Origin of the sequence: Stutzerimonas stutzeri, from assembly GCF_024448985.1 — a bacterium.
Taxonomy (GTDB): Bacteria; Pseudomonadota; Gammaproteobacteria; order Pseudomonadales; family Pseudomonadaceae; genus Stutzerimonas; species Stutzerimonas stutzeri_AP.
In genome coordinates, this window is the sequence record NZ_JAMOII010000005.1 from 38404 (window position 1) to 53941 (window position 15538).

A 15538-nucleotide genomic window follows, 5' to 3' on the forward strand; every position below is an offset into this window, starting at 1 on the left:
TTCCAGGTGCGCTCGTTAACGCTGGGCGGTCCGAGCGGTACCGAGCAGCCGATCGATCACAAATGCTATCGCCAGAGTGACCAGCACCGGTACTAGCCAACCCATGCTCTGCGCCGCCAGCGGCAACATGGTGAACAGATCGGGAACCAGATTCGTGAAGCCGGCAGCCGAAAGACCATCCGCAACGCCGAAAACGAGGGTCACGGCCATCACCGGAACGAATACACGGCTCGGCGAGACCCAGCAACGGTCAAGCAGACTCAGCGCAACCAGCATGATCGCAAGTGGATAGAGTCCGACCAGCACCGGTACGGAAACGCTGATCAGCTGGGTCAGCCCCTGGTTCGACACCAACAGGCTAAACAGAGTGAACACGACCACCACCACACGGTAACTGACCGGAAGGAGACCACTGAAATATTCGCCACAGGCAGTTGTCAGTCCGACCGCAGTGGTCAGACACGCCAGGGTTATCACTGCAGCCAACAACAAGCTGCCCGTAGTACCGAATGTGTGTTGCACGTAACTAGTGAGGATCTGCACACCGTTCTGCGCTTCGCCCGCAATGCCCTGGCTAGTCGCGCCAAGATAGAAAAGCGCCAGATAAACAAGCGAAAGCCCAACCGCTGCAATGGCTCCGGCAATCACAGAATAGCGTGTTACCAGCGCGGGTTCCGTCACACCTCGGTCACGAATGGCGGTGGCGATAACAATGCCGAACACCAGCGCACCCAACGTATCCATCGTCAGATACCCTTCGAGAAAGCCCTTGAGTAATGGACCGCTGCGGTAGCTTTCAGCTGTGGTACCGATTTCACCGGCGGGCGCGAAAAGAGCTGCCCCACCGAGAACCAGCAAAGCCGCAAGCAGCACCGGCGTAATGAATTTACCGACCCGATCGACCAGCTGACCGGGATTCAGCACGAGAAACAGCGTCGCAGCAAAGAACAACGCGGTGTAAACGAACAGCGGCATAGCCGAGTTTCCGGTGAACGGCGCCACGCCCATTTCGAAGGACACTACCGCTGTGCGCGGCGTCGCGAACAGCGGGCCGATGGCCAGATATACGGCAACGGCTAGCAGGGTTCCGGCGCCCCGCCCCAGTGGCGCGGTTAGCCTGTCCATACCGCCGCCAACACGCGCCAGCGCAATTACGGTGAGCAGCGGCAAGCCAACACCGGTCAACAAGAAACCCATCGCGGCGGGCCAGATGGAATGCCCGGCAGCCATACCGGCGCTGGGTGGGAAGATAATATTGCCAGCGCCGAGAAAGAGCGCGAATGTCATGAATCCAAGGGCCAGCAGATCCAGGCCTTTCAATTGAGTCATCGTTTATTACCACTGCAGGAGGTTCTGGTTCGAAGGACGCACCCAGGCGCATCCTTCTCGGCAAGCGGACAGTATCCGCCGAGCCACGCGAGAAAAAAGGGCGCACATTAATGGAATTCCCGCTCTAGAGCGAGACTTTGCCAATTTTCGACGATGTTGCGCTGACAAAGCCAACCACTTCGCCTGCGGCGACGGCGCATAAACAGCTGAGCATTACGAAATCGGAAAAGCGCCCTTCGCATGCCACGTAATTCAGCCTTTTACGATCCGATCAAAAACGGCCTTCGCTCTGAACCGCTGAAGCGGTCCAGTTAAGCGATGCAGCTGACGCCCATGCTGTGCGTTGTTAGCCAGCCGACTAAAGAGAGTTAGCTGCACCAGCTGCAACTCAGGACTCCGGAAACAAAAATGCCAGTCAGACAGGCTGACTGGCATCTCGTGTCGCAGGTCAGGGATCAGCCCTGCTTGACTTCCCAACCGGTCAGTTCTGCAAGCGCCTTGCCGATATCGGCAAGCGAGCGAACAGTCTTGACACCAGCGTCCTGCAGCGCAGCGAATTTCTCATCAGCGGTACCCTTGCCACCGGAGATGATCGCACCGGCATGGCCCATGCGCTTACCGGCAGGAGCCGTCACACCTGCAATGTAGGAAACGACCGGCTTGGTGACGTTGGCCTTGATGTAGGCTGCGGCCTCTTCTTCGGCGGAACCACCGATCTCACCGATCATCACGATCGCTTCGGTCTGTGGGTCTTCTTGGAACAACTTGAGGATGTCGATAAAAGTCGAGCCAGGGATCGGGTCGCCACCGATGCCGACGCAGGTGGACTGACCGAAACCAGCGTCAGTAGTCTGCTTGACCGCTTCGTAAGTCAGGGTGCCGGAACGCGAAACGATACCGACCTTACCTGGCAGGTGGATATGGCCAGGCTGGATGCCGATCTTGCACTCGCCGGGAGTGATTACGCCCGGGCAGTTCGGACCGATCAGACGCACGCCCAGCTCGTCGCACTTGATCTTTACTTCAAGCATGTCGAGGGTCGGGATACCTTCAGTAATGCAGACGATCAGTTTGATGCCACCGAACGCAGCTTCCAGGATCGAGTCCTTGCAAAAAGGCGCTGGCACGTAGATGACTGACGCATCAGCACCGGTAGCCGCAACGGCTTCCTTGACGGTGTTGAACACCGGAAGGCCTAGGTGCGTAGTGCCGCCTTTGCCCGGCGTGACACCGCCGACCATTTTGGTACCGTATTCGATAGCCTGTTCGGAGTGAAAGGTGCCCTGCGAGCCGGTAAAGCCCTGGCAGATGACCTTGGTGTCTTTATTGATCAGGACGCTCATTATTTGCCCTCCGCGGCTTTGACGACTTGAATGGCCGCATCGGTCAGGCTGGTCGCACCGATGATGTTGAGACCACTTTCACCCAGCATTTTTGCGCCAAGCTCAGCATTGTTACCTTCCAGACGGACAACCACTGGCACTTTTACGCCGACTTCCTTGACCGCGCCGATGATGCCTTCTGCGATCATGTCGCAACGGACGATGCCACCGAAAATGTTGACTAGAACGGCGGCAACGTTTTCGTCGGAGAGAATGATCTTGAACGCCTCGGTTACGCGCTCTTCGGTAGCGCCACCGCCGACGTCGAGGAAGTTGGCTGGCTTGCCACCATGCAGATTAACAATGTCCATGGTGCCCATGGCCAAGCCAGCACCGTTGACCATGCAGCCGATGTTGCCATCAAGCGCCACGTAATTCAGCTCCCACTTGGCCGCGTGGGCTTCGCGCGGATCATCCTGAGAAGGATCCTGCATGCCGCGCAGTTTGGGCTGACGGTAGATGGCGTTACTATCAATGTTCAACTTGGCATCCAGGCAATGCAGATTGCCGTCTTTCTTGATGACCAGAGGGTTGACTTCCAACAGTGCCAGGTCGTAATCGACGAAGAGCTTGCCCAACCCTACGAAGATATGTACGAACTGCTTGACCTGATCGCCCTTAAGGCCCAGCTGGAAAGCCAGCTCGCGGCCCTGAAACGGCTGCGCTCCAACTAGCGGGTCGATCGTAGCCTTGAGGATTTTCTCGGGAGTGTCATGAGCGACCTTCTCGATGTCCACGCCACCTTCGGTGGACGCCATGAACACGACCCGTCGAGTGGCCCGATCAACTACTGCGCCCAGGTAGAGCTCTTTATCGATATCAGTGCAAGCTTCGACGAGAATCCGGCTGACTGGCTGGCCGTTGGCGTCGGTCTGGTAGGTCACCAGACGCTTATCCAGCCACTGCTCGGCAAACGCACGGGCTTCGTCCTTGCTACGCACGAGCTTCACACCACCCGCTTTGCCGCGACCGCCAGCATGTACCTGGGCCTTTACTACCCACTCAGTACCGCCAATTCTGTCGCAAGCTTCAGCCGCTTCTTTCGGACTATCAACTGCGTAGCCTTTAGAGACCGGCAATCCGTACTCGGCAAACAGCTGCTTACCCTGATATTCGTGAAGATTCATCTTAGCTACCGTTCGGTTTGATGTACGTCAGACGTTGCACGTATGCCGCGTCGCCTCAAGTCGCTGAAAACTATACAAAACACCTTTCAGGGACCTGTCATACCTTGCATTGAAGGTATCGACGGCATCGCGAGAACTCAAAGGAGCCAACGCGAGCCGTCTACACTACCGCAGCGCTATCAGCGCTTCTTGCGGTTGGCAATGTGAATGGCGTGGCCATTCACTGCCAAAGCTGCTTCGTGCAGCGCCTCGGACATGGTCGGGTGCGAGAAGACCATCATGCCGAGGTCTTCGGCACTGGTACCGAACTCCATGCCAATCGCGCCCTGCTGGACCAATTCAGCTGCAGCAGGCCCCATCACGTGAACGCCCAATACACGGTCGGTCTTGGCATCGGCGATCACCTTGACCAAGCCAGCGGTGTCGTTGGCAGCCATAGCACGGCCGCTCGCAGCGAACGGGAAGGTACCGACGTTGATTTCCACGCCCTCGCCTTTCAGCGCCTGCTCGGTCTTGCCGACCCATGCGATTTCCGGATGGGTATAGATGACCGATGGAACCAGGTCGTAGTTCATTTGCGACTTGTGTCCGGCGATGCGCTCGGCAACCATCACGCCCTCTTCCGAGGCCTTGTGCGCGAGCATGGCGCCACGTACCACGTCACCGATCGCGTAAACGCCGGGAACGCTGGTAGCGCAATAATCGTCGACGAAGATGAAGCCACGTTCGTCCATGTCGACACCGGCATCAGCAGCCAGCAGGTCGGCGGTCACCGGACGGCGGCCAACCGCAACGATCAGTTTGTCAAAGGTCTGCTGCTGCTCGCCTTCGGCATTGGTGAAGTTGACGGTGACCTGGTCGCCCTTCACTTCGGAACCAGTGACGCGCGCGCCCAGCAGGATTTTCAGACCCTGCTTGCTCAGAACCTTGAAAGCTTCCTTGGAGATCTGCTCGTCAGCGGCCGGCAGGAACTTGTCCATCGCTTCCAGCACGGTGACTTCAGCGCCCAGACGAGCCCATACCGAGCCCAGTTCCAGGCCGATCACGCCGGCTCCGATGACGCCCAGTTTGGCCGGAACGCTCTGGAAATCCAGCGCACCAGTGGAGTCGACGATGATGTTCTGGTCGACAGGCGCAGGCGGAATATCCACCGGCTTGGAGCCGGAGGCGAGGATAACGTTGTCGGCGGCCAACACCTGAGTGTTGCCGTCGAGCCCAGTGACCTCGACCTGCTTGCCGCTCAGCAGCTTGCCGTGACCTTCGAAGACGGTTACGCCGTTAGCCTTCATCAGGCCAGCAACGCCGCCGGTGAGGTTCTTAACGATCTGGTCCTTGCGCGCCACCATGGTCGGAACGTCCATGGCCACTTCGCCGGTGCTGATGCCATGCACTTTGAAGCTTTCGTGGGCCTCGTGGAACTTGTAAGAGCTGTCCAGCAGCGCTTTGGACGGAATGCAACCGACGTTCAGGCAAGTGCCGCCCAGTGCGGTTTTGCCTTCTTTACCCTGATACTTTTCGATGCAGGCGGTCTTCAGGCCCAGCTGCGCTGCACGAATGGCTGCTACATAACCGCCGGGGCCGGCCCCGATGACGACGACGTCGAATTTATCGCTCATTACAAATCCTCTTGAGTGCAGCTAAAAAATCAAAGGCCACAGGCAGTAGGCCCAGCATTCGCCTAGCCTGCCAACTGCAGCCCGTGACGCTTGTTAGATGTCCAGCAGCAGGCGAGCTGGATCTTCTAGCAGGTTCTTGATCGTGACCAAGAAGCTTACCGCTTCCTTGCCATCGATCAGACGGTGATCATAAGACAGCGCCAAATACATCATCGGCCGGATGACAACCTGACCGTTGACGGCCATGGGACGTTGCAGAATGTTATGCATGCCCAGAATGGCAGCTTGGGGCGGGTTAACGATAGGAGTCGACATCATCGAGCCGAACGTACCGCCGTTGGTAATAGTGAACGTGCCCCCTGTCATTTCGTCGATCGACAGCTTGCCGTCGCGAGCCTTCTTACCGAAGGTGGCGATGCCGCTTTCGACTTCGGCCAAGTTCATCAGCTCAGCGTTACGCAGGACCGGCACGACCAGACCGCGGTCACTGGACACGGCGACGCCGATGTCTTGATAGCCGTGATAGACGATGTCGGTACCATCGATCGATGCATTGACTGCCGGGAAGCGCTTCAGCGCCTCGACAGACGCCTTGACGAAGAAGGACATGAAGCCCAGACGAACGCCGTTGTGAGTCTTCTCGAACAGATCCTTGTACTTCGAACGCAGGGCCATGATTTCGGTCATGTCGACTTCGTTGAAGGTGGTCAGCATCGCCATGTTCGACTGTGCTTCGACCAGACGCTCGGCAACCTTGGCGCGCAGGCGGGTCATCGGGACGCGCTTCTCGGTACGATCACCGGCAGCGGTAACGACGGGCGCGGCAGCAACTGCAGCGGGCTTGGCGGCAGCGGCGGGTGCGGACTTCTTAGCTTCGATTGCAGCAACCAGATCTTCCTTGGTGACGCGACCGTCTTTGCCAGTGCCCTTAACGCTGTTGGGATCAATGCCATTTTCTTCGGCGAGCTTGCGCGCGGCCGGAGCGAGGATGGCATCTTCACCGCCCGCGGCAGGTGCCGGCGCAGCAGCAGGGGCAGCGGCCTGAGCCGGGGCTGCAGCAGGCGAAGACGCGGCGGCGGTAGCGCCAGCATCCAGCTTGCCGAGCAGCTCGCCGCTCAGTACGGTGTCGCCCTCATTCTTGACGATTTCGCTCAGTACGCCATCCGCTTCGGCCAGTACTTCCATCACGACCTTGTCGGTCTCGATGTCGACGATCAGTTCGTCGCGCTTGACTGCATCGCCCGGCTGCTTGTGCCAGGTAGCAACGGTGCCGTCAGCAACCGATTCAGGAAATTGAGGGGCTTTGATCTCGATAGCCATTAGCTGGGGTCCTATTTGATTCGGTTTCTACATCGAGGCCGCGGTTTTCGCGGCCCCTTGCAAGAATGATTAAATGGTGAAGGCGTCCTGCAGCAGTTTCTCCTGCTGTTCGGCGTGCATGGATGCATAGCCGACCGCAGGCGCAGCAGAAGCTTCACGACCCGCGTACTGCAGGAAGAGCTCTTTCTTGTGCGCGACGGCAACGCGACGCATGTGGTGCTGGCTGCAGTACCACGCGCCCTGGTTCATCGGCTCTTCCTGACACCAGACGATGCTCTTGAGGTTCTGGTACGGCGCGAGCACCTCAGCCAGATCATCCTCCGGGAACGGGTACAGCTGCTCGAGACGAACAATCGCGATATCTTCGCGGCCTTCGTTACGACGCTTGTCTAGCAGATCGTAGTAGACCTTGCCGCTGCACATGATCAGACGTTCGACCTTGCTCGGCTCGATCTGATCGATTTCAGGAATCACAGTCAGGAACGAGCCCTGGGTCAGTTCCTCCAGCGTCGAGGTCGCAAGCTTGTGGCGCAGCAGCGACTTCGGGGTCAGGGCTACCAGTGGCTTGCGCAGCGGGCGGATCGCCTGACGACGCAGCATATGGTAGACCTGCGCCGGCGTGGTCGGCACGCACACCTGAATGTTGTGCTCGGCACACAGCTGCAGGTAGCGCTCCAGGCGGGCCGACGAATGCTCGGGACCCTGACCTTCATAGCCGTGCGGCAACAACATTGTCAGACCACAGAGACGGCCCCACTTGTGCTCGCCACTGGTGATGAACTGGTCGATAACAACCTGCGCACCGTTGGCGAAGTCACCGAACTGAGCTTCCCAGACCACCAGCGCGTTGGGCATGGTCGTGGCGTAACCGTATTCGAACGCAAGCACCGCTTCTTCGGACAGGAAGGAGTCGTACAGGTCGAAGCGCGGCTGACCTTCGTAAAGATGCTGCAGCGGAATGTAGGTACTGCCGTCCTTCTGGTTATGCAGCGCCGCGTGGCGGTGCGAGAAGGTACCGCGGCCAACGTCCTGGCCACTGATGCGTACCGGATGACCTTCGAACAACAGGGTCGCGTACGCCAGCGTCTCGGCATAGCCCCAGTTGATCGCCAGCGCACCGGCCCCCATCTTCTGACGGTCTTCGAGGATCTTGGATACCTGGCGCTGCACCACGAAGCCTTCAGGGACTGCCAACATCTTGCTGGACAGTTCCTGCAGAGCTTTCAGGTCGAAACGGGTATCGTGGCGCGCAGTCCAGGCATGGCCCAAATATGGGCGCCAATCGACGAAGAGCTCCTTGTTGGGCTCTTTGACCAAGCTCTTGACTACGTGCAAGCCGTTGTCCAGCGCAGCCCGATATTCATCGACCTTCGCCTGCACCTGCGCGTCTTCCAGCACTTTGGACTGAATCAGTGAATCGGAATACAGCTCACGGGTGGTGCGCTGCTTGGCGATCTTCTGATACATCAGTGGCTGAGTACCGCTCGGCTCGTCCGCTTCGTTGTGACCACGACGACGATAGCAAATCAAGTCGATGACGATGTCGCGCTTGAACTGCATGCGGTAATCGACAGCCAACTGCGTAACGAACAGAACAGCCTCCGGATCATCCGCATTCACATGGAAGATCGGCGCCTGGATCATCTTCGCAACGTCGGTCGCGTACTCGGTAGAGCGCGCGTCTTCCTGCTTGTTCGTCGTGAAGCCGACTTGGTTGTTGATCACGATGCGGATGGTGCCGCCGGTACGATAGGCCCGGGTCTGCGACATCTGGAACGTTTCCATGACCACGCCCTGGCCGGCGACCGCCGCATCACCATGGATGGTTACCGGGAGCACCTTGTCGCCTACCGAATCAGAACGACGGTCCTGACGCGCACGAACGGAACCTTCGACCACCGGGGAAACGATTTCCAGGTGAGACGGGTTGAAGGCCATCGCTAGATGGATTTCGCCACCTGGCGTCATCACGTTCGAGGAAAAGCCCTGGTGGTACTTAACGTCGCCAGAGCTGAGACCTTCGACCTTCTTGCCTTCGAACTCGTCGAACAGGTCGCGCGGGTTCTTGCCGAAGGTATTGACCAGCACGTTAAGACGGCCGCGGTGGGCCATGCCGATGACGATTTCCTTGGTGCCGTACGAACCGGAACGCTGAATAATCTCGTCGAGCAGTGGAATCAGACTCTCGCCGCCTTCCAGGCCGAAGCGTTTGGTGCCCGGATACTTGGTACCCAGGTACTTTTCAAGACCCTCGGCAGCAGTTAGACGCTCAAGCAAATGGCTTTTGATTTCCGACGAGAAGACGGGACGCCCACGGACGCTTTCCAGGCGCTGGATGAACCAGTTGCGCTGATCGGAATCGACGATATGGGTAAATTCGGCACCAATGGTGCGGCAATATGTCTCTTGCAACGCCTGCTGAATTTCCCGCAATGTCGCCTGATCCCTGCCCATGGCAAGGTCACCGGTGCGGAAAACCGTATCCAAGTCGGCATCGGTCAAAGCGTAGTTGTTAATGGCAAGATCAGCCGGAGCCGGGCGCTGCTGCAAGCCGAGCGGATCGAGCTGTGCAGCCTGATGCCCACGCATCCGGTATGCCTGTATCAGACGCAGGACTTCGACCTGCTTCTTCTCATGCTCGCTACTAACGCTGCCTGCCGAAACAGGCTGTGCGCGACGCTGGTTCTTGGCCAGCAGGACGAAGTGATCGCGAATCGTTGAATGCGAAACATCGGCCGTAGCGCCGCCACTGATGGGCAACTTCTGGAAGTAAGTGCGCCACTCTTCGGGCACAGCGTTGGGATCGTGCAGGTAGAGCTCATAAAGCTCTTCCACATAGGCAGCGTTACCACCGGATAGGTGGGCACTGTCCCACATGCGCTGCATTACGCTTTCTTGCATGTCTGGTCACCTTCGATAAGGAGACACCACCAGCGTGGAGACCGCAGCATGACTTCCCAAGTTCTGAAGCAGCGACCCAGGTAAAGCCACTACGGACCGCGCAGATAGTTTCCGAGAACCACCCCGGATGCTCCTGCTGGTCATCAAATTTTCAGAGCGAAATCTCGGCTTTGTGGGCTGAGATTCCTACTAAGACTACGGCGCCGTCGTTTGAACTTCGGCGCCGTAGGTGTCGCGGTAAAGCATTAGGGGCCTACGGTCACCCAAGTAACCGTGGCCACCGTTGGCACGTCAGGTTGCACTCTGCAACAGCATGTTCCGCACATGACCAATCGCCTTGGTCGGGTTCAACCCTTTCGGGCAAACACTTACGCAGTTCATGATGCCGCGGCAGCGGAACACACTGAACGGATCGTCCAGCGCAGTCAGACGGTTCTCAGTCTCGGTGTCGCGGCTATCGGCCAGGAAGCGGTAGGCCTGAAGCAGCGCAGCCGGGCCAAGGAACTTGTCCGGATTCCACCAGAAGGACGGGCAACTGGTCGAGCAGCAAGCGCACAAAATGCACTCATACAGACCGTCAAGCTTTTCCCGATCTTCCGGACTCTGCAGACGTTCGATAGCCGGAGCAGGCGTATCGTTCATCAAATAAGGACGAACCTTCTCGTACTGCTTATAGAAGATGCCCATATCGACGGCCAAGTCACGGATAACTGGCAAACCAGGCAGCGGGCGAACCACCAGCTTGCTGCCCTTGACCACGGCAGACAGCGGAGTGATGCAGGCCAGACCATTCTTGCCGTTCATGTTCATGCCATCGGAGCCACAGACTCCTTCGCGGCAGGAACGGCGATAGGAGAAACCTTCGTCCTGCTCCTTGACGAGCGCCAAGACGTCAAGAACCATCAGATCTTTACCATCGGTATTGATCTGGAAGTCCTGCATGTATGGCTTTTCGTCTTTATCCGGGTTGTAGCGATAAACGCTCACTTGCAACATATCGGCGACCTCAGTAAGTCCGGACCTTGGGTTCGAAAGTCGGAACTGTCTTCGGAGAGAAGTTCACGGCACGCTTGGCTACACGCTTCTCACCTGGGAAGTACAGGGTGTGGCACAGCCAGTTTTCATCGTCACGCTCTTCGTAATCCTCACGAGCATGCGCACCGCGGGATTCTTTGCGGTTTTCAGCAGCAATGGCAGTCGCTTCGGCAACCTCCAGCAGATTCTGAAGTTCCAGCGCTTCGATACGCGCAGTATTGAACGCCTGACTCTTGTCAGAAATGTTGACGGTAGCGATACGCTGACGCAGATCAGCCAACTGGGCGATGCCCTTCTGCATATATTCGCCAGTACGGAACACACCGAAGTAGTTCTGCATACAGCTTTGAAGTTCTTTACGCAGCGAAGCAACATCTTCACCAGCGGTCCGCTCGTTCAGACTGGCCAGGCGATTCAGCGCCACGTCCAAATCTGTTTCCGTAGCTCCGCGATGCTCGATACCGTCCTTCAGCGCCTTTTCCAAATGCAGACCAGCTGCGCGGCCGAATACGACCAGATCCAGCAGCGAGTTACCGCCCAGACGGTTGGCGCCATGCACGGATACGCATGCCACTTCGCCTACGGCAAACAAGCCATCGATAATCTTGTCATTGCCGTTGGCATCCTGAGTCATTGCCTGACCGTGGATATTGGTGGCGATGCCGCCCATCATGTAATGGCAGGTCGGAACCACAGGAACCGGAGCCGTGACAGGGTCGACGTGAGCGAAGGTCTTGGATAGCTCACAGATGCCCGGCAGGCGGCTGTGCAGCACTTCTTCGCCGAGGTGATCAAGCTTGAGCATCACATGATCGCCGTCCGGGCCACAGCCGTTGCCAGCCAGGATTTCCTTGACCATCGAGCGAGCAACGACGTCACGACCGGCGAGGTCTTTCGCGTTCGGAGCATAACGCTCCATGAAACGCTCGCCATGCTTGTTGATCAGGTAACCACCTTCACCACGGCAACCTTCGGTTACCAGCACGCCAGCACCGGCGATACCAGTCGGGTGGAACTGCCACATCTCGATGTCCTGAACCGGCACACCGGCACGCAGCGCCATACCGATCCCGTCACCGGTATTAATCAGGGCGTTGGTCGTGGAAGCATAAATACGACCGGCACCGCCGGTAGCCAGAACCACGGCCTTGGAACGGATATAAACCGTTTCGCCGTTTTCGATGCAGATCGCGATGATGCCGACAATGGCACCATCCTGGTTCTTCACCAGGTCGACGCCGTACCACTCATTAAGGAAGGATGTGCCGGCTTTCAGGTTGGCCTGATAGAGCGTATGCAGCAGCGCGTGACCGGTACGGTCGGCCGCAGCACAGGTCCGAGCAGCCTGACCGCCCTTGCCATAGTCCTTGGACTGTCCACCAAATGGACGCTGGTAGATACGGCCCTGCTCGGTACGAGAGAACGGCAGCCCCATGTGCTCCAGTTCGAACACCGCTTCAGGGCCAACGGAACACATGTACTCGATAGCGTCCTGGTCGCCGATGTAATCGGAACCCTTGACGGTATCGTACATATGCCAACGCCAATCATCGTTCGGGTCGGCCGAAGCGATAGCGCAGGTGATACCACCCTGAGCGGAAACGGTATGGGAACGGGTCGGGAAAACCTTGGTTACCACTGCAGTTTTGTGGCCACCTTGGGCCAGCTGCAGCGCGGCGCGCATGCCCGCGCCACCGCCACCAATAATGATGGCGTCATAAGAAAGAGTACGAATGCTAGCCATGGATCAGATACCCCAAAGAATCTGCACACCCCAGACGAAGAATGTGAACATGGCGATGCCACACACTGCCTGGAAGAGGAAACGCACACCGGTAGCCCACTTACCGATTGCCATGTTGGTCAGGTAGTCAGTGGAAATCGTCCACATACCAACCCACGCATGCACACTCAGGGCGACCAGCGCCAGCAGACTGAAGATACGCATCCAGCTGGACGAGAAGAGTCCCTGCCACTGAGCGTATTCCAGCCCCGGATTCACAAGCAGGTATCCGATCAGAAAAATGAAATAAGCCGCGAGAACCACCGCAGAGACGCGCTGAGCCATCCAGTCGTACAGACCCGATCGCGAGAAGTTCGTGACGTTAGTTACCATATCCAGACTCCCGCCAGAACGATCAGCACCGCCGAAACGGCCAGAACGATTTTCGAGCCCAGCTTGCCGCCTTCCAGCGTCTCACCATGCCCGGTGTCCATGATCAGGTGACGCACACCAGCCACCAGGTGATACAGCAATGCAGAAAGCAGCGCCCAGACCACCAGCTTGGCTAGCGGGCTGCTGATATACGCTTTCACTTCTTCGAAGCCTTCGGCAGAAGAAAGCGAGACATCCAGCGCAAGCAGCAGAATGGCCACACCAACAAACAGTATCACGCCGGAAATGCGATGAAGGATTGAGGTGTAGGCAGTGATTGGGAGCTTTATTGTCCTAAGATCTAGGTTTACAGGTCGTTGGCTTTTCACGGCTTTTTTTCACACTTGAGAGCCCCCGAAAACGCAGGGCAGTTGTTGGGAAGAGCACGCAGCGGTACCCGCCACCCACGAGTGACAACCCACAGGAAACTGCCTGTTAGGCCCCTGCCGGTCGGTCGCCGAGTATAAACAGTTAGGTGGCTAATGACAATGTGGTGAAGTGCCACTAAAGGCGGATGGCGCCCCTGTTTACAAATGCCGTAAATAGCATCTTCTGGTTGCGAATTCACCCCTAAAAGCCCTCTGTAACAGGGAGCCCGCGCAAATTGACTTTGAGATTTATCTCACTATAGTGATGCGGGCCCTGCGTGGGGGGCCATGATGATTCCAAGCATAAAACAGGAGGCCATACATGGCTGACAACAAAGCGCAGTTGATCATCGAAGGCGCAGACGCCATCGAACTGCCCGTTCTAACCGGCACCGTTGGGCCTGACGTAATCGATGTTCGAGGCTTGACCTCCACGGGTCGTTTCACCTTCGATCCCGGCTTCATGTCCACCGCCTCTTGCGAATCCAAGATCACCTACATCGACGGTGACAAAGGCGTTCTGTTGCATCGCGGCTACCCGATCGAACAACTGGCCGAAAAAGCAGATTATCTCGAGACCTGCTACCTCCTGCTGAATGGCGAATTGCCTACCGCCGAGGAAAAGGCGAAGTTCATCAGCACCGTGCAAAACCATACGATGGTTCACGAGCAGCTCAAGTCTTTCCTTAATGGTTTCCGCCGCGATGCACACCCCATGGCCATCATGTGTGGTGTTGTCGGTGCGCTGTCGGCGTTCTATCACGACTCGCTGGACATCAACGACCCGAAGCATCGCGAAATTTCAGCGGTACGCCTGGTCGCCAAGATGCCGACTCTGGCCGCCATGGTTTACAAATACTCCATGGGTCAGCCGATGATGTATCCGCGCAACGACCTGAACTACGCTGAAAACTTCCTTCACATGATGTTCAACACACCTTGTGAAGTGAAGCCGATCAGCCCGGTGCTGGCTAAGGCCATGGACCGCATCTTTATTCTGCACGCCGATCACGAGCAGAACGCTTCTACCTCTACCGTCCGCCTTGCAGGCTCCACCGGCGCTAACCCATTCGCCTGTATTGCCGCTGGCATTGCAGCACTCTGGGGCCCGGCACACGGCGGCGCCAACGAAGCCGTCCTCACCATGCTGGACGAGATCGGCGATGTATCGAACATCGAGAAATTCCTGGCCAAGGCCAAGGATAAGAATGATCCATTCAAGCTGATGGGCTTCGGCCATCGCGTCTACAAGAACTTCGACCCGCGCGCCAAGGTCATGAAGCAGACTTGTGACGAAGTGCTGGGTGAGCTGGGTATCAACGATCCGCAACTCGAACTGGCAATGAAGCTGGAAGAGATTGCGCTGAACGACCCCTACTTCGCCGAGCGCAACCTGTACCCGAACGTCGACTTCTACTCGGGCATCATTCTCAAGGCGATCGGCATTCCGACCAGCATGTTCACGGTGATCTTCGCCCTGGCACGCACCGTCGGCTGGATTTCGCATTGGAAAGAAATGATCGCATCCGGCCAGAAGATTGGTCGCCCGCGTCAGCTGTACACCGGCCACCCGCAGCGCGACCTGCCTCGCTGAGTTGTTAGCTGGAAATACAGTCCAAGACTGCTGAGAAACCCCGCCAAATCGGCGGGGTTTCTTTTTTCTGGGCAGATAAATCCAGAAAAGTCTGGTCCATCCTTGATCGCTCGATGCTCCGCGTGGGAGTGACTGCTCCGGACGTTCTACGCCCGGTCTGCGCGCTAGACCACTCGCCGCTGACGCGGGGATCAGGACAGCATTCCTACGCAGGAATAAATGGCAATCGCTGTCCAAGGCTGCACCGAATTGTAGGAGGCGCGCCCTCGCGGCGAATCCGGATCAAATGGCCAAACAAGGCCAAGGGAAAACACTCCAAGCAACGGTATCGGCGAAACCAGGCGGGAGCGCAAGAACGATCAAGCCAGTGATCAGGCAGTCGCCTGCTCCAACCAGCCAAGCAATCGAATCGCATCATCCCGATGATCGCCACAGATACTACGATCGGCCTTGAAAGCAGCACAAACAGCTGGCCTTGCAGGTGACCCAAACAGCCCGCACAGATTCGAATCGGAAAGATGCGAACAACGCGCTCCAGCCGGCTTACCGAAAGGCATGCCAGGGATAGGCGAACTGATCGAAGGGGCAATACAGCAGGCACCACAACCGGGACGGCAATTCATTCCAATGTTCCGAAATGAAAAAACGGGCGGCGATAATAATCGTTGTCTGGGCAGAAGCACCAGATCCCGAGATAAGTGCCGGAAGCTT

12 protein-coding genes are annotated in these 15538 nt (G+C 57.6%); 1 reads left to right on the forward strand and 11 read right to left on the reverse strand.

The features are described from left to right. Positions 1 to 15 precede the first annotated feature (15 nt). The 10 genes from brnQ to sdhC all read right to left on the reverse strand — a co-directional run bounded on the left by brnQ (position 16) and on the right by sdhC (position 13194). Positions 16 to 1329: a branched-chain amino acid transport system II carrier protein gene (gene brnQ, locus NA647_RS08760; RefSeq protein WP_256057333.1), complete on the reverse strand. Its 1314-nt coding sequence runs from the start codon at positions 1327 to 1329 to the stop codon at positions 16 to 18. A gap of 455 nt (positions 1330 to 1784) precedes the next feature. After that, positions 1785 to 2672: a succinate--CoA ligase subunit alpha gene (gene sucD / locus NA647_RS08765; protein ID WP_256057334.1), complete on the reverse strand. Its 888-nt coding sequence runs from the start codon at positions 2670 to 2672 to the stop codon at positions 1785 to 1787. Then, positions 2672 to 3838 carry an ADP-forming succinate--CoA ligase subunit beta gene (gene sucC / locus NA647_RS08770; protein WP_256057335.1) on the reverse strand — a complete coding sequence of 389 codons (1167 nt, stop codon included), beginning with the start codon at positions 3836 to 3838 and terminating at the stop codon, positions 2672 to 2674. Before sucC ends, sucD begins: the two co-directional genes overlap by 1 nt. A gap of 179 nt (positions 3839 to 4017) precedes the next feature. Further along, the gene (gene lpdA / locus NA647_RS08775; RefSeq protein WP_256057336.1) at positions 4018 to 5454 is read right to left on the reverse strand and encodes a dihydrolipoyl dehydrogenase; all 1437 of its coding nucleotides are present in this window, start codon (positions 5452 to 5454) and stop codon (positions 4018 to 4020) included. A gap of 93 nt (positions 5455 to 5547) precedes the next feature. Next, positions 5548 to 6774, reverse strand: a complete 1227-nt coding sequence (odhB, locus tag NA647_RS08780) for a 2-oxoglutarate dehydrogenase complex dihydrolipoyllysine-residue succinyltransferase (protein WP_256057337.1) — start codon at positions 6772 to 6774, stop codon at positions 5548 to 5550. 69 nt (positions 6775 to 6843) lie between these two features. Next, the gene (locus NA647_RS08785) at positions 6844 to 9675 is read right to left on the reverse strand and encodes a 2-oxoglutarate dehydrogenase E1 component (RefSeq protein ID WP_256057338.1); all 2832 of its coding nucleotides are present in this window, start codon (positions 9673 to 9675) and stop codon (positions 6844 to 6846) included. A 291-nt stretch (positions 9676 to 9966) separates the two neighbouring features. Continuing rightward, positions 9967 to 10671 carry a succinate dehydrogenase iron-sulfur subunit gene (locus NA647_RS08790; protein ID WP_256057339.1) on the reverse strand — a complete coding sequence of 235 codons (705 nt, stop codon included), beginning with the start codon at positions 10669 to 10671 and terminating at the stop codon, positions 9967 to 9969. Positions 10672 to 10681: 10 nt separating this feature from the next. Then, a complete protein-coding gene (gene sdhA / locus NA647_RS08795) occupies positions 10682 to 12454 on the reverse strand; it encodes a succinate dehydrogenase flavoprotein subunit (RefSeq protein WP_256057340.1) in 1773 nt (590 codons plus the stop codon). Positions 12455 to 12457: 3 nt separating this feature from the next. Then, complete coding sequence (gene sdhD / locus NA647_RS08800; protein WP_181104146.1) at positions 12458 to 12826, reverse strand: succinate dehydrogenase, hydrophobic membrane anchor protein; 369 nt, start codon at positions 12824 to 12826, stop codon at positions 12458 to 12460. Next, positions 12820 to 13194 (reverse strand): succinate dehydrogenase, cytochrome b556 subunit, encoded by a 375-nt coding sequence (gene sdhC / locus NA647_RS08805; RefSeq protein ID WP_256057341.1) that lies wholly within the window; start codon positions 13192 to 13194, stop codon positions 12820 to 12822. The genes sdhD and sdhC overlap by 7 nt, the downstream gene beginning before the upstream one ends. Positions 13195 to 13555: 361 nt before the next feature. On the opposite strand from sdhC, the gene gltA reads away from it, so the two are divergent. Then, positions 13556 to 14827 carry a citrate synthase gene (gltA, locus tag NA647_RS08810; protein WP_131651551.1) on the forward strand — a complete coding sequence of 424 codons (1272 nt, stop codon included), beginning with the start codon at positions 13556 to 13558 and terminating at the stop codon, positions 14825 to 14827. A gap of 371 nt (positions 14828 to 15198) precedes the next feature. Here the strand turns inward: gltA and NA647_RS08815 are convergent, their stop codons facing one another. Further along, positions 15199 to 15450 (reverse strand): YkgJ family cysteine cluster protein, encoded by a 252-nt coding sequence (locus NA647_RS08815; protein WP_256057342.1) that lies wholly within the window; start codon positions 15448 to 15450, stop codon positions 15199 to 15201. Positions 15451 to 15538: the final 88 nt, after the last annotated feature.

What these genes read in the sequence shown, in the direction of transcription:
- brnQ (WP_256057333.1), bottom strand. Translation starts at nt 1,329, where the DNA reads ATGACTCAATTGAAAGGCCTGGATCTGCTGGCCCTTGGATTCATGACA.
- sucD (WP_256057334.1), bottom strand. Translation starts at nt 2,672, where the DNA reads ATGAGCGTCCTGATCAATAAAGACACCAAGGTCATCTGCCAGGGCTTT.
- sucC (WP_256057335.1), bottom strand. Translation starts at nt 3,838, where the DNA reads ATGAATCTTCACGAATATCAGGGTAAGCAGCTGTTTGCCGAGTACGGA.
- lpdA (WP_256057336.1), bottom strand. Translation starts at nt 5,454, where the DNA reads ATGAGCGATAAATTCGACGTCGTCGTCATCGGGGCCGGCCCCGGCGGT.
- odhB (WP_256057337.1), bottom strand. Translation starts at nt 6,774, where the DNA reads ATGGCTATCGAGATCAAAGCCCCTCAATTTCCTGAATCGGTTGCTGAC.
- NA647_RS08785 (WP_256057338.1), bottom strand. Translation starts at nt 9,675, where the DNA reads ATGCAAGAAAGCGTAATGCAGCGCATGTGGGACAGTGCCCACCTATCC.
- NA647_RS08790 (WP_256057339.1), bottom strand. Translation starts at nt 10,671, where the DNA reads ATGTTGCAAGTGAGCGTTTATCGCTACAACCCGGATAAAGACGAAAAG.
- sdhA (WP_256057340.1), bottom strand. Translation starts at nt 12,454, where the DNA reads ATGGCTAGCATTCGTACTCTTTCTTATGACGCCATCATTATTGGTGGC.
- sdhD (WP_181104146.1), bottom strand. Translation starts at nt 12,826, where the DNA reads ATGGTAACTAACGTCACGAACTTCTCGCGATCGGGTCTGTACGACTGG.
- gltA (WP_131651551.1), top strand. Translation starts at nt 13,556, where the DNA reads ATGGCTGACAACAAAGCGCAGTTGATCATCGAAGGCGCAGACGCCATC.
- NA647_RS08815 (WP_256057342.1), bottom strand. Translation starts at nt 15,450, where the DNA reads ATGAATTGCCGTCCCGGTTGTGGTGCCTGCTGTATTGCCCCTTCGATC.